The sequence below is a fragment of the Intrasporangium oryzae NRRL B-24470 genome, from assembly GCF_000576595.1.
Lineage (GTDB): Bacteria > Actinomycetota > Actinomycetes > Actinomycetales > Dermatophilaceae > Intrasporangium_C > Intrasporangium_C oryzae.
On record NZ_AWSA01000043.1, the window covers coordinates 1 to 17666 of the forward strand.

Sequence of the window (17666 nt, forward strand, 5' to 3'; positions counted from 1 at the left end):
ATGGCCTCGTTTTCAAGCGTCGTCGACACAAGCGTGGGCCAGGTCATTGAAGGACATTCGGTCAGTCGCTCGGAAGTCGCCCTGCCTCACTTGCGTACGGGTCTCGTCAACGAACGCTCTTGCGTCCCCAAGTCGTGCGAAGGTCTTCGTGACCTGCCTGCGTCGACCATCAGGCCTCGCGCCAGCGTCAATGACGGCTCTGTATCTCGGACCACTCTTGGTCTGGATCAAACGAATGGGTTCACCCGCCCGGGGCCTCGTGATCCTCATGCGTCCTACTCACTCCGTCCCTTGGCGGTACCTGGCTTCCGGTGCCGCCTTCGTGGCCGCTGCTCGTCGTCTTCGGTTAGGCCACTCGTCCGACCCCGGGTGGTCGGCTCAAGGAACCCTCGCTTTCTGGCGGTGCGGCGGACCGCAACACCGGCCGGCTGTCGAGCTACAACTTCCAGATGGTCGGCTCACAGCAGCAGCTGGTGTCGGTGGGTGGGTCGTTGCGGGTCGGGGGCGTACTCGCTCGCGTGCCAGTTCGACCACGCCTACGGCACACCGAAGACGTATGCCGCCCTCGTGGAGCTCGAGACGTGGGCCGGGGGGACTGCGCGTCATCTCGCCCGCGACCGCGAGCGGCACGGCGATGCCACGCAACGTGACCGTGACCCTGCCGCGGCCCGTTGTTAGGGGGAGCCGAGTCGCTCACGAATGCACAGCGTCAATGCTTTGACGAAAGGCGCCGTCCCGCGAGCAACCCCACAGCGCTGGCGGCGCCCCAAGCCACACAGCGGGCCGCGAAGCCCGGCCCACGACACGGTGAGCGAGGGCCCGTCAGCAGGTCCCGGGTTCGAATCCCTTCGGGTGCACTCTGTGTTGAGACAGAAGTGAGCGGCCTGACCGGCGGGAGACGCCAGTCAGGCCGCTTCTGTCTGCCCGACCACTAGTTCTCGGCACGGAACGGCGTCGTCGCCACGGTGACACTCCCTCCGGAGCTGCTCGTGATCGTCACGGTCCCGGGATCAGTGGGCTCATAGGCGAAGACGGTGCCGCCGTAGCGTTGTCCGCCGCCGTTCTGGATCTCCCCGATGAGCGTGCCGTCGCTGCGATAGGCGAGCAAGCGCGCCGTGCGGTCCGAGCTGTCTGCGCTGATCAGGAGCTGGCCCCCGCTGCTCGCGGTCGCGTTCGTCCAGCACTTGTCGACCCTGATCCGGTCGACTCCGCCGCGCCTCACGGCGAGGGTCTCAGCGGCCACGGTCGCCCGATCCGGCGATACCCGCCTCGTCATGGCCCCGGAGCCGACCTGCGAGACGAGTGCAGCGGACCCCTGCTGTGGTTGGGGAAGCTCGCCACCGCAGGCGGACAGGAGCCCACCCACCAGGGCGGCGGCAGCGCCAGCGCAGAGCAGTCGCTGCAGACGGTGATCACACATCGGAGACCTCCTGACTCGCTGAGCGCTGTCACGGGATGCAGTGACGGCTGTCGAGGCCGGGGGGAACGGCCTCGACAGCCGCCGGGGGGCGAAGTGCTACTGCCGGATCTTGTCGAGCCTCGACGGTGGGCTCGTGCCGATCACGGTTCCGGAGGCGTTGACCGCCTTCACCGTGATGGGCGTCTGCGCACATGGGGTGGCGTAGGTTCCACCGAGGTTGCAGGCCGGCGGGGGTGCGCCGACTGCGGTGACGGTGAAGGAGCCGGGCGCGACCAGCGAGACCGTGAGGTTCGCTGCACCGAGGGTGGCCGGGTCGAACATCGTGCCCTTCTCCGTGAGGTACGGCAGGAGCACCATCGAGCTGACTGTGGTGTCGGTCGAGGTCGCCGTCACGATCAGGCGTTGCTTCGACGTCCGGTACTCGACAGGCGTCAGGGTGATGTTGGTCGGCACCGAAGCCGTGACGGTGACGGTGATGGTCGTGTCGGGCGAGGTTCCATTGGCGTTCGTCGCATTGACCGTGAAGCTGTAGGTCCCCGCCACGGTGGGCGTGAACTTCAGCTGGGACGTCCCGCTGGCGGTGGCCGCAGCCGGTGTCTGCGAGAGAGCCGGGTTCGCCGGGCCGGCGGTCTGGCTCCAGGTCCACGTCGGCGCCGGCAGCGAGCTGCTGGAGGCCGTCAGCGTCACGAGGTTGCCAGCCGTGACCGTCTGGTTCTGGATCGGGTCGATCGTCGGCGGGGGCGCTGCCTGGACGGTGATGGTGGTCGAGTCTGACGCCACCCCGCACGCGTTCGAGGCGGTAAACGTCAGGTTGTACGTGCCCGCGGCCAGCCCCGTCGCCTTGAACGTCGGTGTCGTCGTGTTGGCACCGGTGAGGGCGCTGTTGAGGTCAGTGCCTCCGGGCGTGGTCCCCGCGGTCCATTGGAGCGTGAGGGGGGTCGAGGCCCCTGCGGTCACGCTGCCGGACAGCGGGATGCTGGCCCCGTTCGCGACCGAGTACGGCGCTCCGTTGATCGTCGGGGTGGCACAGACGATCGCGGGGGCCGCGACGCTGCTGGGCCATGGGTCGAGCACGCCCACCTTCACTCCGGTGAGCGAGGTGTAGCCGCCGTACGCGAGGAACGGGATCGAGTTGAAGTTGTTCTCCGGCACCGGGGAACCGGGCACGTTCTCCGGGAAGATGTACTCGCCGATCGGGGCGTGGTACTGCCCGTAGTAGATGCCGTTCGCCGCCGTCTTGGCGCTCGCTGTGCCCGGCACCTGGCTGGCGGGGTTCGCGTTGATCGTCCCGGGCAGGAACTCCGAGAGACCGTCGACGACTGCCCGAACCTCACGGGTGGGCGGGATGAACTGGCCCGCGGGAGGCGGTGTGCAAGCCTTCTGGGTCGGGACCGTCGCGGTGCACGGCGGCCGGAACCGCCAGCGCCCTCGAACCGCGCCGCCGGGAGGACCGGGATCGGGCATGATCGTGCCCCACTCGCGGTCGCTCGTGGCACCGGTGACGGGGTTGATGTCGACGCCGTAGAGGCGGATCATCCGCGTCTCGTCGGTGGTCATACCCTCGAACCTCGTGCGCACGGCTGCCTCACCCGCGCCGAAGATCGTCAGGCCACCTGTGCCGATGAGCGACACGTCGACCGACACGTAGGCCGGGTCGACCCCAGGCTGGGTGTAGATGCCCAGGCTGGCGACGATGGTGTGGGCCGAGATGTACTGCCCGCCGTTGGCGCCTCCGTCCTGGATCAGGTTGCCCGCGAACGTGACGTAGTCACCGATCTCGAAAGGAGCCTGCTTGCGGGGGTCGGCGCAGGCGCCGCGGGCACACGTGTTCGCGTCCACGTTGGCCGGCGAGTCCATCCGGAACATCGTGTAGGCCGCACCCTGCGCAGGGAGGGCCGGTTGCGGGGTGATGCCCGAGGTGTCGGTCCCGTCGTAGACGGGCCGGTTGGCCTGCGGGCACTCGGGGTCGTCGTTGGTCGAGGTCGGAGCGGTGCGCGGGATGCACATCGGGAAGCCGGTCTCGGCGAGGATGGTCGGGTTGTCCTGGTCGACCTGGAAGCGGTCGTCAGGTGACATGGCTCGCCCGAAGCGGCCGGAGGTCGTCGACCCGGAGATCGCGGGGTCGTTGATCCGCACCCGCGTGCCGGTGCCGGAGGCGCCCGGTGTGCCACCGACCTCCATCTCCCCGGTGCTGTAGTCGATGTAGTTGACGTAGCCGGCGCCGGAGTTGAGGTCCTGCTGGGCGATGTGGATCAGCCCGGCGATGTAGCGGTCGCTGCCCGCCTTGACGACGCGGTTGCCGACGACGTGGACCTCGTAGGTCGTGAGCGGCTTGGGGCTGTCACCGAGCGCCATGCCGGTCTGGGTCGGCCCGTAGGGCGCGGGGGCATGCGTGAAGAGCTCCTGCCAGGTGAGTGCGCTGGCGGGCAGGATGACGACCGTCTCCTTGGGGACGACGACGGTGTGGCCGTTGAGGCTCAAGGTGCCACCGGAGTGCGGGTCGTTTGCGGTGTCGAGCGTCGCCGACTGGAGGAAGCCGGTGATGTCGAACTGAGTGCTCGAGGCCACCACCGGATTGACCACCGGCGCGATCGACGGGGCAACCGCCCCGTTCGCGGCACCGACTGCCATCGGCGCCAGCCCCCCGGCCAGTGCGATCGCGGCCAGGGCCGAGAAGAGACGGCGCCGCTGTCGCGCGTCACCTCCCGCTCGCAGGCCGCTGGTGGAGCGCGCGATGCGCGCAGCTCCGGGTTGACTAGACATTGTCGTCCTCCGTCCGTTTCCTGCCGTGTTGACGTGCGTTGATGTGCGCTGGACGGGCCTGTACGAGCGACTGCCCCCCGTCGCGGCACGACGTGCGGCGTGATCGCCGCAAGATCCCCCCTCAAGGATGTGAACTCCATGGTGGCTTCGACGTCAGCGGCGAGGATGCGCCACGGTGGGGGGCTCCAATCCCCGAGAATTGGGGGACGCGGCCCACCCGAACCCGGCGGCATCCGCCCAGTATTGGGGGACCGCTCACCCCGTTCGTGGTGGGCTCTTGTCACACCGGGCACTGCAATGATCAAGTGGCGGTGGAGAATCCGCGTTCGCGCTGCACGGTCCGCGCCGACCCGGCATCCGCGACGTCCTCGAGACCCAGGACTTCGCACCAGGGCCGCGAAGGCGGCCTCGCCCTGAGATAGGTGGTGAATGCGTGGTGCGGGTACTCATCGTCGACGACGTGCTCATCCTGAGGATCGGGCTCGCGTCGCTGCTCAGCCTCGAGCCGGATCTCGAGGTCTGCGGTTCGGCGGGCAGCGGTGAGCAGGGCGTCGAGGTCGCGAGGCAGACGTGTCCCGACATCGTCCTCATGGACATCCGAATGCCCGGGATCGACGGTGTCGAGGCGACGCGCCAGATCCTGCACGACCTTCCGAGGACGCAGGTGGTCGTCCTGACGGGCGAGCCCTCGCTGCAGGGGAAGCAGGCTGCCCTCGAGGCGGGGGCGGCGGCATACGTCGTCAAGGACGCCGCCCCGGCGACGGTGCTCGAGGCGGTGCGCAGCGCTTGGAGCGCTCGCCCGCCGGGGTATGCCGTCTGACCCGGGTCAGCGCTCGTCCGCCGGGGTATGCCGTCCGGCCGGGTCGGCGGTCGGGCGCAGTGGGCTCAGGGTTGCCAGTCGCTCGAGAAGCCCGGCGGGAACCGGGCCACGAGTCGGGTGCCGCCCCCCTCACGGTCCTCAAGCGAGAGCTCTCCTCCGATGTCGGCGAGGGTGTCCTCGAGAAGGCGCAGTCCGAGGTGCCCCGCGGCTGCCGGCTCGGCGGTGGGGCCCACCCCGTCGTCGGTGACGGTGACCACGGCCTCCTCGCCCTCGACGGCCGCGACGAGGTCGGCACGCGACGCGTGGGCATGCTTGAGGACGTTGCGAAGTCCTTCTCGCAGGACGCGATAGCTCAGCTGGATGGCCTCCTTCGACACGCCGTCGAACTCGGGGGCCACATCGACGCTGACCGTGACGCCGGACGCGTGGGCGCGCGTCGACAGCACGCCCAGCGCCGCGATGAGGCCCTCGCGTGAGGGGTCGGCGGGATAGAGGTCCGTGACCAGGCCACGAAGCGAGGCGATGTCCTTCGCCAGAGCCGGGCGCACGACCTCCACGACCTCACGCGCCTCATGGGCTTCCGGCGGCAGCTCGTCGAGGATGACGGGGAGCGCATAGCCGAGGGCGCTGAGGTCCTGGATCAGGCCGTCGTGGAGGTCCTCCGCCATGCGGCGCCGCTCCAGGTCGGACGCCGCCAGAGCGTGCCGCAGCATCGCACTGCGCTCGGCCTGCGCGCGCTCGACCCGGCGCGCGAGGGAGAGGGCGAGCGGCAGGACGAAGAGGGTGAGGATGAGCATCGAACCCACGGCGAGGGCCGTGAGTCGACCCAGGATGAGGCTCTGGTCGCTGTCGAGACGGTCGGTCGACCAGTAGGACTCGATGACGACAGGGTGCTGGTCGGCATCGACGGCGCCGGCGTAGACCTCGAGGAGCCGGCCCGCGCCCCGTTCCTCGACGTTCTCCACCTTGCTGAGGTCGGAGATGTCGGCGACGACGTTCGAGGTGCCGAAGAGGGCCACGATCTCCTCGTCCATCGTGAACTTCCGCCCGATGAGGTCCTTCTCGTCCGACCAGATGACCTTGCCGTCGCTCGACCAGAGCTTCACGTGCACGATGGAGCCGTCGCGCAGCCGTGACTCGACGACCGTGACCAGACCCTTGGAGGCGGCGGCGTCGCCGGCCCGCACTGCCGTGTCGACGAACGGCGCCGCGACGTTGCGGGCGAACGTCCCTCCGCGCAGGCTCGCCTCGTGCAGGGCGATGTCGGCCGAGAGCGCGCGAGCCACGAGGACGACGGCCACGGCGACGAGCAGGAACGCGACGAGACTCCACAGCGCAAACCGCGTAAGTGCTTGACGGGCAATGGGATTGGACCCATGCGCTCGCCAGAGCCGGAGCCTAGTCACGAGGCGTGGGTGAGACGAGCCCGATCCGGCTCGCCGTCACCACTGCCTCGAGCTGCGAGTGGGCGTGGAGCTTGCGCAGCAGACTCTTGACGTAGCCACGACAGGTCGAGAGCGAGATGCCCAGATCTCTTGCGATCATGACGGCATCGGCCCCGTCGGAGAGCCGGCGCAGCACGTCCTCCTCCCGGGGCGTGAGCCGGGGGACGGGCGGCCCTCGCCGGGGCTCGCCGGATCGCACGAGGTTGCGCATGAGCACGGGGTTGACCGCGAAGCCCGTCCGCGTCGACGAGCGGACGGCCGCGAGGATCTCGTCGAGCGAGCCGTCCTTGGGCAGCAGCGCGCACGCGCCCGCGTTGACCGCCCGGGTGAGCAGCGTCTGGTCGATGAAGGCGCTGAGCACGATGATGCGCACGTCGGGTGCCGCGCGTGCAAGGTCTGCGGCCACCTCGATCCCGTCGTCGTCACCCAGCCGGACGTCCATGAGGACGACGTCCGGCTTCCAGTGCGCGGCCATCGCACGGGCCTGCGCCCCGGTGACGGCAGTGGCGACGCAGTGCATGTCCGACTCGCGGTTGATCGCGAGCCCGATGGCATCCGCGAGCACCCCGTGGTCGTCGACGATCAATACCGATGTCTGCTCGCTGTCGAGACATGGTGACGTCTCCATACGCACCTCCCCCCCGGGAGCATCTGATTCGCTCAGTATCAGGCAGGAGGTTGGGGGCTGTCTCGCGAATTGCGTTCTGATGACTAGTTGTCCGCATTTGCCCGCCCCAGAGAGGCAGGTCGTTTCGCACCCCGAGGTTCTCCCGAGGCCGGCTCCTCACCATGTCGACCAATGGAAGACGTCCGCGATCCGCGGACGGTTCAGCCAGAGCCGGTCGCACACATGGACGGTCGAGCACCTCCTGCGGCGCACGGCTCGGTGTGAGTCACACGAGGAGATGTCATGAACGCATTCACACCCTCGGAGGAGCAGGACCTGCCCCTGTCGGGGTCCACCGGGGTCCACCGACGGACCGTTCTGCGGCTCGGGGCCGCCGGCGGGCTGGGCGCCGCACTGCTCGCTGCGCGTGGGTTCGGAGGCCCCGTTCTGGCCGAGAAGGGGTTGCTGTCGCTCGACGGCGCCTTCGCCGCCTCGTCGACGACGCTGGGCGACCTGCTCTTCTACGTCGAGGCGTTCCCCACGAGCCCGCTGATCCTCTCGCCCTTCAGTGACCTGCTGCCCATTCCGAAGGCGCTCGCCCCTGTCCCCGCGTCGACATTCAGCACATGGGCCAAGCCGCCCGGCCCCGGTGTGGGACAGCAGAACTCGTTCGGGAGTGAGCAGCACCAGATCTGGCCCAGCAAGATCGGCTACCCCGATCCCATCGTCTACAAGATCGACCTGCTCCTGCGCACGCACTCGTTCACGACCTCCCAGGTGCTGCCCATCGACGCCAACGGCAAGCCGACGGCCTCCTTCGACGCGTTCGGGGCGACCTACGCGGCCGGGACCAAGCGCTGGCTGCCGATGAGCACCATCTACGGGTTCAACGGGACGTTCCCCGGCCCGCGCATCAACGCAGAGTACGGCAAGCCCTGCCTGGTCCGTTTCGAGAACCACCTCGACGAGAACCCGCTCGGACTCGACCGCCAGGACTTCGGATCGCCTGACTGGTCGTTCCTCACCCACCTGCACAACGGGCACACCGCGCCGGAGAGCGACGGCAACCCGCACTACTGCATGACCTACGGTCCCAAGTCGACCGGTTACGGGCCACAGACGTTCTGCGACAACCTCTACCTCAACTGGCCGGCCGGTGGCGACGACCGGGAGAAGCAGAGCTTCTTCTGGTTCCACGACCACCGCATGGACCACACCGGGTCGAACGTCTACAAGGGAATGGTCGGCCTCTACCCGATCTACGACCCCAAGAACGGCATGGACATGGGCGACGAGACCAAGGGCCTCAGGCTTCCCGGCGTGCGTCATGACAACCCCGACGGGTCCTTCGACGTCGACTACGACGTGCCGCTCGCGTTCTACGACTGCCGTCTCGACGACGGGGTGACGACGCACCAGGACGTGCACGACGGGATGGGGGAGTTCCCCGCCGCCAAGAACCCGGCCACTCACCCCGAGTGGTGGGGCAAGACGTTCTACAAGCACTTCCCCAACCACGGCTTCGTCGGCGACATCTTCACCGTCAACGGCACGGCATACCCCGTCATGGAGGTGAAGCGGCGCAAGTACCGCTTCCGCTTCCTCGATGCGTCGCTCGCGCGCATCTACGAGTTCAAGCTGATGGCGTCGACGCAGGGCCCGAAGTCCTCGGCGTCCTTGGGCTACGGCGGCGACGAGCTCGAGGGGCAGTACCGCATCCCCGACGGCCAGCAGTGCATGCAGTTCACGCAGATCGCCTCGGACGGAGGCCTGCTGCCCTTCGCGTTGAGGCGGGACTCGTTCGAGCTGTGGCCGGCGAAGCGGCGTGAGGTCATCGTCGACTTCACGCGCTACCAGGACGGGACGCCGACGACCAAGGGTGACGTCATCTACCTCACCAATGTCATGAAGATGCCGAACGGACGCATGTGGGCGAGCTCGTCGCGCTTCTCGCCAGATCCGAACTACAAGGTGCCGGTGCTGAAGTTCGTCATCGGCGACGACGTCCCCGACAACAGCCTCGTGCCGCAGCCCGGACAGCTGCTTCGTCAGCTCCCACCGCTGCCGAGCAACTGGCAGAGCCTGCTCGACAACCGGCTCATCTTCGAGGTCGAGCGCGGCAGCTCGTCCGCCGACGTTGAGTGGCTGATCAACGGCACACCCTTCGACCCGACGCACGACGGCACGAGCCTGAAGAACCCTGCGGGCAAGACGCCACCGGCCTCGCAGAAGGTCAACAGCTTCAACCTCTGGGAGATCCGCAACGGCGGCGGTGGTTGGGTGCATCCCTTCCACCTGCACATGGAGGAGCACCGGGTCGTCATGCGCAACGGCAAGGATGTGACCAAGGGCGGTGACCCGGGGCACCCGGACGACGTCTCCAGGGAAGACCTGACGGCGCTCGACCCAGGAGAGTCCGTGATCGTCTACCGCGGCTTCCGCGACTTCGTCGGGCCCTACGTCGCGCACTGCCACAACCTGGCCCACGAGGACCACGCCATGATGTTCGGCTGGGAGATCACGTCGTAGCAGCCGTATGCCGTGTCGTGGCTGCCGGACCAACGCGGCCACCGCACGGCCTCGGCCGCCGACGGCAAGGAGCGCAGTGCCATGACCACACCCCCGACAACGTCCACCTCCTCGACAGCTCCGCTGCCCGCTACCGCGAGGCCGGTCCGTCGCGCAGCCGTGCCGTGGGCAACAGTGCTGCCGCTCGCGGTCGCGCTCGCCTACGCGGACGGCTTCTGGGTCACCTCGCTTCGCGGTGCGGTCGGTGCCGTAGGCCGCGGCCAGGGCCCGTTCTCCACCTGGTGGCGCGAGTCGAGCGTCCTGATCCCGGTCTACGTCTGCGCGGTGATCGGCGCGCTCGCACTGGCGATGGAGTGGTCGAGGCGCCGGGACCGGTCCCGGCCGAGCCTGGCCGTCGTCGGACTCCTCGTCGTCGTGGCCGGGACCCTCGTCGGGGTCGCCGCCATCGCGACGGGCGCAGCGTCCGACTACCACGTGCAGTCCGAGCAGGTGCAGATGATGGCGTCGATGCGTGGGGACTGCCGCCCGGACTGCATCGAGCGGTTGCGGCAGGACACCTTGTGGCTGCAGGTGCGGGCCACGGGTATGGGCGCGGCGCTCCTGCTCGTCACGAACCTCGGGGTCCTCTCGTGGGTGACGATGTTCCGGGGAGGCCGTCTCGACGCCGTGCGCTGGGGGCGCCCGCCACGCGCGGCTGCGGATGGAAGCGTCGAGCTCCGAAGGCTCCTCGCGCTGACTCTGGTCGGCAGCGCACTCATCCACGTCCTGGTCATGCCGGAGCACCTCTACGAGTGGGTGGCAGCAGGGCTGTTCTTCATCGCCCTGGCGGCTGCGCAGTTGGCGGCTGCGGGCCTCGTGATGTTGAGGCCCGGCCGCGTCGTCCTACTCCTTGTGATCGCCGGCTCTGCCGCGACGCTCCTGCTCTGGGCCTGGACCAGGCTCTGGGGGCTGCCGATCGGACCCGGTGCCGGTGTGCCCGAGCCGGTCGGCGTGCCCGACGTCTGCGCCGGTCTCCTTGAGCTGGTGGGGCTGGGCCTTGCCATGGTCCTCCCGCGTGAGGCACCGGAGCTGCGGACCCGTGACCGCGGGCTCGAGCACCTGAGCCGCCTCGCGGTGGTCGCGGTGCTTGCCGTGCTGGTGATGGGGGTGGCGGCCACCCAGCCGGGATGGTTCGACGTCGTCCAGACGTCGAGCATGGCCGACTCCGGCACGACCGGCGGCTAGCAGACGACTCGCGGTTTGTTCGCGAAGTAATGCGGCCGCTGACCCCCAATCTTCGGGTCTCGCGTCCCCGCAGGTGGTGGTCGAGTCATCCCGTCCCTCACGCGCACCATGGTGGGGTCAAGGGAGGGTTGACATGAAGATCTCCATGCAAGAGGAGAGGGCGAGTGCATCCGGCGGGGGCGCCGGAAGCTCGCAGGTCGAGGTGCCCACGCCCCTAGGGGCGCAGCCTGATGCGGGCCCGCGCGCGCGGGTGACGCTCTGCCGGAGCCTGTCGGTGTCGGTCGGTGGCACCACCGTGGGTCCCCGACAGCTGGGCGGGGCGAAGCCTCGGCAGATCCTCGTCGCGCTGTTGCTCAACCCCGAGCAGGCCCTGTGCAAGGCGAGTCTCGTGCGGCTGCTGTGGGGAAGTTCCCCGCCGGCCGGGGCTCTCAGCACGCTCGAGGGGTACGTCAGCCTGCTGCGGAAGCGGCTCGAAGGCCTGGCGCCGGGTTTGGAGAACGCGGTTCGCACGGTGCCAGGGGGATACCTGGCCGATCTGGCGTTCCTGGACGTCGACGTGCACCGCTTCCGCACGCTCGGTCTCGAGGCCCGCTCTGCCGTGGCCGAGGAGGCCGTGCTCACCTATGCAGGAGCCATCGAGGCACTGACCGGCGCGCTCCTGCCCGAGGAGGACGTCGACTGGATCGAGGAGGCACGCCAGGAGCTGGACGGCGAGCTGCTGCAGGTTCTCACCGATGCAGCCGCTGTCGCCCTCCAGGTCGGAGACCTCGGTCGGGCGCACCGCTGGGCGCGAGCAGCGATCTCCATTGACGCCTACGACGAGCCGGCCTGGCGTGTGGTCCTCGAGTGCTGCGAGCGCCGTGGCCTCTATGCCGATGGGCTGCGCGCCTACGACGAGTGTCGACGCCTGCTCGCGGACGAGCTCGGATGCACCCCTGGGCCCGGTGTCCGCGAGGCCTTCGGCCGGCTCCTCGAGCGCACGAGGCAGGTCGACGACGACCCGCTGGCGGCCCTCATGGAGGCGATCGTCAGGCTGCACCTCGCCGTCTCGTCGCCCGCCGAGCCCACGATGCAGCCGACCGGCCCCGTGCTCGATAGTCCTGACGTCGGCTCGGACGTCGAGGAGGACTGGCGACTGCTGGAGCGCTTCCTCTCGATGGCCCGGATGCATACGGTGCACCCCTCGCGCCTGCCGGCGTGAGTGGCCCGGCGCCCGGCTCCCTACGCAGCTCTGGACGGACGTCCGGGGACTGGCGAGGAACCGGAGGTGCGGTGCGTGCGGAGACGGAGCGCCCTCGCGTCGCCGCGTGCGGCCGCGAGCCAACGGCGCAGGTCTAGGCCAAGACGTTCCTGCCGGCGCATCCCTCGTCTCGTCCGAGAGCCGCGGCTCCCCCTCCGCAGCGTGGGCCTGTCCACAACTGAGCGTTCCGTTCGCCTCAGGTGACGCGAGGCGCCCGGGCTGCTCACGGGGGAGCTGAACGCGCGGCTCGTCGCGGGCGGCAAGTCCAACCTCACCTACGTGGTCGGGGACGGGCGGCGTGAGGTGATCGTGCGTCGCCCGCCGCTCGGGCACGTGCTGGCGACGGCGCACGACATGGTCCGTGAGCACCGGGTCATCGTCCAGTCTTCACCAAGCAGTTCGGGGTGCGTTATGCGTTCTTCGTCATGCGTGCCGATGGTGCGCAGTTCGAGGCCCTGGAGGCCTTGTCCGACGAACGGCGTCGTCACGGTGGGCGAGCCGGCCCGGCTCACGCGGTGTGAGTCCCCGAGGGGTGGACCTCCACGCTGGTCAGCCAGGTGCCGAGAGCGTCGACGGTTCCGCCGGTGAGGCTGTGGCCGACGGGGTCGCGCCGGGAGGTGACGCTCGCGCCCGACTCGTCGTGGAGATAGGTCCACGTTCGGTCGAGGAGCTCGCGCGGGATGACGACATCCTGGTCGCCCTGGGAGACGAAGACCGGTTTGTCGTCGAGACGGCCGGTGCTCACGGGCACACCTGCATCGAACGGCAGCGTCCCGAGGAGGATCGCGGCCCCCGCATACCGCTGCGGGTCGGAGAGGAGGAGGCCGCCTGCGAAGGCGGCGCCTCCGCTGAACCCGATGAGGACGACGGGTCGACCCGATGGCGCGACGCCCTCGAGCCACTGCCGGAACCACGTCATGGTCTCGGTCAGCGACTCGGCGAGGGGGCGGCCGATCCCGCGGTTGGCGAACCATGCGTAGCCTCCGCCTTCGCGGATGGGGGCGCGCAGGGCGGCATACGTCGGCCCCACCGGGAGGTGTGGCGCGAGGGCGAGGATCGACGACTCGTCGGAGCCTCGGCCGTGCAGGAGCACCACGAGCGGAGCGGTCGGGTCCGCGGACCCGGTGGTCACGGCGACGGGGGCGCCGAATGCGGTCGTTGGCATGTCGTGCTCCTGGGAAGTGGGGCGGTAGCGGGTCGCTGGTGGAGGTCAGGCCACGACGCCGAAGCCGCCCGTCCACGAGATCTTCTCGCCGGCGGCGAGGCTGATCTGGAGGAAGCCGAGCGACTCGAGCTCGCGGGCACGGGCCAGCGGGCCGGCGTCGATGACGGTGAGGCCACCGGCCGCGATGGCGTCGGCGAGCTGTGACTTCGCGTCGGCGTCGTCTCCGGCGATGAGGACGGTCGTGGTGTTCGGTCCGACGAGCCCCGACGCCAGGGTTGCGGCGAAGGTGGTGTTGAAGGCCTTGAGGACGTTGGACTGGGGCAGGGACTGGGCGATCTGCGCCGTGGCCGATCCGTCGGCGGGGACGACGAGCGAGTCGAACGTCTCGAAGTTGACCGGGTTGGTGATGTCGACGACGGTCTTGCCGGCGAGGCTCTGGCCGCGCTCAGCGACGATCGCGGCGACCGCGCTGTAGGGAACGGCGAGGACGACGATGTCGCCGGTGACCGGGGTCGACCCATCGCTCTGGCCGAGCAGCTGGACCGAGTGGCCGCCCTTGCCGAACACGCCCGCGATGGCCTGACCCATGTTGCCGGTTCCGATGATGCTGATGTGTGCCATGGTGCTCTCCTCTGGTGTGGTTGATGCTTCAACTAAGGTCCCACTGGTTACTTGATGTGTCAAGTAACCGTCTAGAGTGGGTGCATGACATCGCACCGCACCTCGACGGAACCCGGCAGGGACGTGGGTTGGCTCGATGCCGACGAGCTCGTCGCCTGGAAGCGACTCGTGGCTGTGGTCGAGCTGATCCCGAGCGTTCTCGATGCCCAGCTGCGGCGAGACTCCGGCCTCACGCACTTCGACTACCTCGTCCTCGCCATGCTGTCCGAGGTTCCCGATCGCACCCTGCGCATGACCGCCCTGGCCCAGCGCACGAACGCCACGCTCACCCGCCTCTCGCACGTCGTCAAGCGTCTCGAGGAACGCGGGCTCGTCCTGCGCTTCCCCTGCCCCGAGGACGGTCGGGCGACCAACGCGCGCCTCACCGACGAGGGGTGGAGTGTCCTCACCGAGGCGGCCCCGGGCCACGTGACCACGGTTCGCGAGAGCATCTTCGACGCGTTGACGCCGCAGCAGGTCTCCGAGCTGTCCGAGATCGCCGATGCGATCCTGCGGCGGCTCTGACGCGCGCGAACGACCGTCTGGTCCGCCGCAACCGCGGCGCTCCCGCGTTGAGGGCGATCGGACTTGAGGACGCCGTCGACCGCGGCGGAGGACGAGGTGTGGGGCGATGTCAAAGGCCGGTTCGGTCGGGTATCTGTTCTTGAGGGCCGCGCACAACAAGAACTAAGGGCGACGCCGCGATCCGGGGATCGGGACGCCGCCACCTGCCCCCAACGAAATCCAGCGCGAGCCCGTCCTTGAGTGTTACGTGTTGCGGGCGGGGTGCCCGCCCTGGTGCGGCGATGGAGTTCCGGGGTCGAGGGCGGCGGCGGTCTCCGTCAGGTTTCGGAGGGTCTCGGTGAAGCGTGGGGCGGGTGCGCCGTCGATGAGGGCGTGCTCGAAGCTCAACGTCAGCGGCAGCATGGGCCGGGCAACGATCTGTCCGCCGTGGACGGTGGGCCGCTGGACGACGCTGCCGACCGTCACGATGAGTGTGAGGGGGGCGACGGGGATGGCCCAGCCCCAGCCGTGGCCGAACATGCCGATCGAGGTGACGCCGACGGCCGGCCCGAACGTTGCGGCGATGGTGGGCCTCGTGGCCGCGAGCTGGATGGCGATCCCGGTGGATCAGGGTCGTTCGGAAGCAGCGGGCCCGAGGGGGCCTGGCCGCCTTCCCCGCGAATACCCTCCTAGCAGTGAGCAGGTACCCGCCCCCGGTTTGTCGGAGGAGCCTCCGCAACCCGAGGAGGACGCGATGGGCGCCATCGAGAACGCCCCTGAGCACGAACGGCGCGGACCGAACGGTGGCAAGTGGCTGCATGCACATGTGACATAGGCCACACGCGCAACCGACTCCAGGGGAGGTGACATCCGCGCCAAGTGAAGTGGGCCCGTTTCACCGCAATCGGCAGACCTTCGCGGAAGGGTTCCCGGCCCTAGGGTGCGGGAAACGGACTGACCGACTCACCAGCGGAGACGCCGGTTAGGGCCTTGTGCTTTCTCCGGCGGCCGGATCTCGACGGTCTCGTCGCCTGACAGGTGTCCCTACGCCCGCTGGTGAGCTGCCCGGCGGCCCGCCACTGCCGTGGAGCGCGATCGCGACGGCCACGACGAGGCCGGCCACGACGACGGCGAGCAGCGCCAGCAGCGCCCGCCTTCGAGGTCTCGGCGCGTTGCTCGGTGTGAGGTTGTGCATGCTCGACATCTCTGGTGAACCCCCTGTCATTCCCGCGGTCCCGCCAGCGACGCGACACCCGAAGGCTTCCAGCGGCAGTGGCGACTACGCATACCGCGAGCGTGCACGTCACGATGCAGGCCGGCGATTGCCGAAGTTCCCGCGGGACTGGGACGGGCGCGAGCGCAGGCCAAGAGCGACAGTGACTGCTACCGTCATTCCGTTGCCGTTCCAGCCCACGCACCTCGGGCTGGGCACGACCGGGCCGCCGCGCGAAGGTACGTGTCCTTGGCCCGCCGTGACCATCGGCGGCCCGGGGTCTCCACACGGGGGACCCCAGATCACAGAAGAGGCAACACCCAGTGGCAACAGGCACCGTGAAGTGGTTCAACAGCGAAAAGGGCTTCGGCTTCATCGAGCAGGACGGCGGCGGTCCTGACGTCTTCGTCCACTACTCCGCCATCGAGAGCAGCGGCTACCGCGAGCTCCAGGAGGGTCAGAAGGTCGAGTTCGACGTCACCCAGGGCCCCAAGGGTCCCCAGGCTGAGAAGGTCCGAGGCATCTGAACCTGACAGCATCCAGCGACCCCGGTCGCATGCGACATCCCCCGATCGACTGGTCGGGGGATGTCGCATCTCCGGCGACGGCGCGCGTTCACCAACTGCGCCGGCGCCGGTGGAGGTCAGTCGAGGCAGAGACAGAACGGGTGTCCCGCGGGGTCGAGGAACACGCGGAAGGTCGTGCCCGGCTGGTGGTCGTGCTTGGTCGCGCCCAGGGCGATCACCGCCGCCTCCCCCTCGTCGAGGTCGTCGACGACGACGTCGAGGTGCATCTGCTGGGGCGACAGCTGACCCGGCCACACGGGCGCGGAGTAGTCCTCGACCTGCTGGAAGGAGATGCACGCGCCGTAGTCAGCGCGGATCTCGACCCAGTCGGGACGCGCCTCCACCTTCCAGTCCAGCATGGTGCCGTAGAACCGTGCGAGGGCGTCGGGATCGGGGCAGTCGATGACGATGCTCGGGAAGCGTGCGATGGCCATGGTCGGCACCGTACGCGTCGGGGCGGACAGTCAGAGGTCGTGTGTACCGGAACTATGGGTCCTCAACTATGGGTCCTCGGTCGGCGGTTCGGGGAGAACGGGCGGATCACCCCGCGCATAATCGGCCCATGGGCCAGTTACGGTTCCGAAGTGTCGCCCGAGAGCGCTCCTCGCGTCCCGGCGCCCTGGCAGAGCGATGGACCACCGTCGACGGGGTCAAGGTCCTGTATCGCGAGTCCGCCGAGCCGCCGTCCGAACCCGAACCGCGCGTCATGATGCATCTGCACGGATTCGGTCTCTCCGGCCGCTACCTGCTGCCCACCGCCGAGCGGCTGAGCTCCGAATTCCACACCATCGTCCCCGACCTGCCCGGCTTCGGGCGCAGCGGTCGGGCTCGAGGCCTCGACGTCAGCGACCTCGCCCGCTCGGCCGCCTCCCTCCTCGACGACCGGGGGATCCCCTCGGCCACCCTCGTGGGCAACTCGATGGGATGTCCCGTCATCTGCGAGTTTGCGCACCTCTACCCCGAGCGCCTCGAGCGGGCCGTGCTCGTTGCGCCGGCCGGAGGGTTGCACAACCAGCCCCTGACCCGGGCCGTCGGGCAGCTCGCGCGGGACGGCGTGCGGGAGCCCGCGCGGCTCATCTCCGTGGCGGTGCCCGACTACCTGCGGTTCGGGGTGCCGAGCACGGTCAGGATGTTCCGCGCCTTGACCCGGTATCCGTCGCTCGAGCGGCTCCTCGCGCTCAGGATCCCGACTCTCGTCGTCATCGGCAGTCTCGACCCGCTGATGCCCACCCCGGCGCGTGTCGGTGAGGTTGCTCGTCAGACCGACAACCACGTGGTCCTCGTCGTGATCCACGGGGCCGCCCACGCGATCAACTTCAGCCACCCCGGCGAGCTGGCCAACGTGATCCGGCGGTTCATGGCGGACGAGCCCATCCTCGATGACCCCGAGTCTGACGGCGAGGCGCGTGCCTACGAGATCCACCGCAGTCCGCGCGTGCCCGCCAAGGGCCCGGACGCGGGCCCCGCCGGCGCCTGAGCCCTCCCGGCGGCCGTCGTCGTGCCCGACCCG

General features: G+C 69.2%; 16 protein-coding genes. 8 read left to right on the top strand and 8 right to left on the bottom strand.

Features of this window, described 5'->3' with window-relative positions; translation table 11 throughout:
* Window positions 1-931: 931 nt before the first annotated feature.
* Both N865_RS22815 and N865_RS16645 read right to left on the bottom strand, forming a co-directional pair.
* Window positions 932-1420, bottom strand: a complete 489-nt coding sequence (locus N865_RS22815; RefSeq protein WP_157557739.1) for a hypothetical protein — start codon at window positions 1418-1420, stop codon at window positions 932-934.
* 96 nt (window positions 1421-1516) lie between these two features.
* On the bottom strand, window positions 1517-3988 hold the full coding sequence (locus N865_RS16645) for a PKD domain-containing protein (protein WP_157557740.1): 2472 nt from the start codon (window positions 3986-3988) through the stop codon (window positions 1517-1519).
* Window positions 3989-4616: 628 nt separating this feature from the next.
* Here N865_RS16645 and N865_RS16650 point away from each other — a divergent pair.
* Entirely contained in the window at window positions 4617-5003 is a 387-nt protein-coding gene (locus N865_RS16650; RefSeq protein ID WP_051510797.1) for a response regulator, read from the top strand.
* Window positions 5004-5068: 65 nt separating this feature from the next.
* Here N865_RS16650 and N865_RS21930 read toward each other — a convergent pair whose 3' ends face one another.
* Together N865_RS21930 and N865_RS16660 are read right to left on the bottom strand one after the other, a co-directional pair.
* Window positions 5069-6304: a sensor histidine kinase gene (locus N865_RS21930; RefSeq protein ID WP_051510800.1), complete on the bottom strand. Its 1236-nt coding sequence runs from the start codon at window positions 6302-6304 to the stop codon at window positions 5069-5071.
* Window positions 6305-6401: 97 nt separating this feature from the next.
* Complete coding sequence (locus N865_RS16660; RefSeq protein WP_034808381.1) at window positions 6402-7076, bottom strand: response regulator; 675 nt, start codon at window positions 7074-7076, stop codon at window positions 6402-6404.
* 282 nt (window positions 7077-7358) lie between these two features.
* On the opposite strand from N865_RS16660, the gene N865_RS16665 reads away from it, so the two are divergent.
* From N865_RS16665 to N865_RS23945, 4 genes are all read left to right on the top strand, one after another.
* Window positions 7359-9584 carry a multicopper oxidase family protein gene (locus N865_RS16665; protein WP_034808383.1) on the top strand — a complete coding sequence of 742 codons (2226 nt, stop codon included), beginning with the start codon at window positions 7359-7361 and terminating at the stop codon, window positions 9582-9584.
* A gap of 81 nt (window positions 9585-9665) precedes the next feature.
* Window positions 9666-10808 carry a hypothetical protein gene (locus N865_RS21935; RefSeq protein WP_157557741.1) on the top strand — a complete coding sequence of 381 codons (1143 nt, stop codon included), beginning with the start codon at window positions 9666-9668 and terminating at the stop codon, window positions 10806-10808.
* Window positions 10809-10941: 133 nt separating this feature from the next.
* Complete coding sequence (locus N865_RS16675; protein WP_084328313.1) at window positions 10942-12009, top strand: AfsR/SARP family transcriptional regulator; 1068 nt, start codon at window positions 10942-10944, stop codon at window positions 12007-12009.
* A 273-nt stretch (window positions 12010-12282) separates the two neighbouring features.
* Window positions 12283-12636 carry a phosphotransferase gene (locus N865_RS23945; protein ID WP_407636797.1) on the top strand — a complete coding sequence of 118 codons (354 nt, stop codon included), beginning with the start codon at window positions 12283-12285 and terminating at the stop codon, window positions 12634-12636.
* On the opposite strand, the gene N865_RS16680 is transcribed toward N865_RS23945, so the two are convergent.
* Window positions 12557-13213 carry an alpha/beta hydrolase gene (locus tag N865_RS16680; protein WP_034808388.1) on the bottom strand — a complete coding sequence of 219 codons (657 nt, stop codon included), beginning with the start codon at window positions 13211-13213 and terminating at the stop codon, window positions 12557-12559. The genes N865_RS23945 and N865_RS16680 overlap by 80 nt on opposite strands.
* A 45-nt stretch (window positions 13214-13258) precedes the next feature.
* On the bottom strand, window positions 13259-13834 hold the full coding sequence (locus tag N865_RS16685) for an NADPH-dependent F420 reductase (protein WP_034808389.1): 576 nt from the start codon (window positions 13832-13834) through the stop codon (window positions 13259-13261).
* A gap of 84 nt (window positions 13835-13918) precedes the next feature.
* Between N865_RS16685 and N865_RS16690 the strand changes: the two genes are divergently transcribed.
* Window positions 13919-14398: a MarR family winged helix-turn-helix transcriptional regulator gene (locus N865_RS16690; RefSeq protein ID WP_051510805.1), complete on the top strand. Its 480-nt coding sequence runs from the start codon at window positions 13919-13921 to the stop codon at window positions 14396-14398.
* A gap of 243 nt (window positions 14399-14641) precedes the next feature.
* Here the strand turns inward: N865_RS16690 and N865_RS16695 are convergent, their stop codons facing one another.
* Complete coding sequence (locus tag N865_RS16695; protein ID WP_322786067.1) at window positions 14642-14995, bottom strand: 2-oxo acid dehydrogenase subunit E2; 354 nt, start codon at window positions 14993-14995, stop codon at window positions 14642-14644.
* A 918-nt stretch (window positions 14996-15913) separates the two neighbouring features.
* Between N865_RS16695 and N865_RS16700 the strand changes: the two genes are divergently transcribed.
* The gene (locus tag N865_RS16700) at window positions 15914-16117 is read left to right on the top strand and encodes a cold-shock protein (protein ID WP_034808394.1); all 204 of its coding nucleotides are present in this window, start codon (window positions 15914-15916) and stop codon (window positions 16115-16117) included.
* A gap of 116 nt (window positions 16118-16233) precedes the next feature.
* Here N865_RS16700 and N865_RS16705 read toward each other — a convergent pair whose 3' ends face one another.
* Window positions 16234-16590 carry a VOC family protein gene (locus tag N865_RS16705; RefSeq protein WP_034808419.1) on the bottom strand — a complete coding sequence of 119 codons (357 nt, stop codon included), beginning with the start codon at window positions 16588-16590 and terminating at the stop codon, window positions 16234-16236.
* Between the two features lie 128 nt (window positions 16591-16718).
* Here N865_RS16705 and N865_RS16710 point away from each other — a divergent pair, with 128 nt between their 5' ends.
* Complete coding sequence (locus N865_RS16710; protein ID WP_034808396.1) at window positions 16719-17633, top strand: alpha/beta fold hydrolase; 915 nt, start codon at window positions 16719-16721, stop codon at window positions 17631-17633.
* The last annotated feature ends 33 nt before the right edge of the window (window positions 17634-17666 follow it).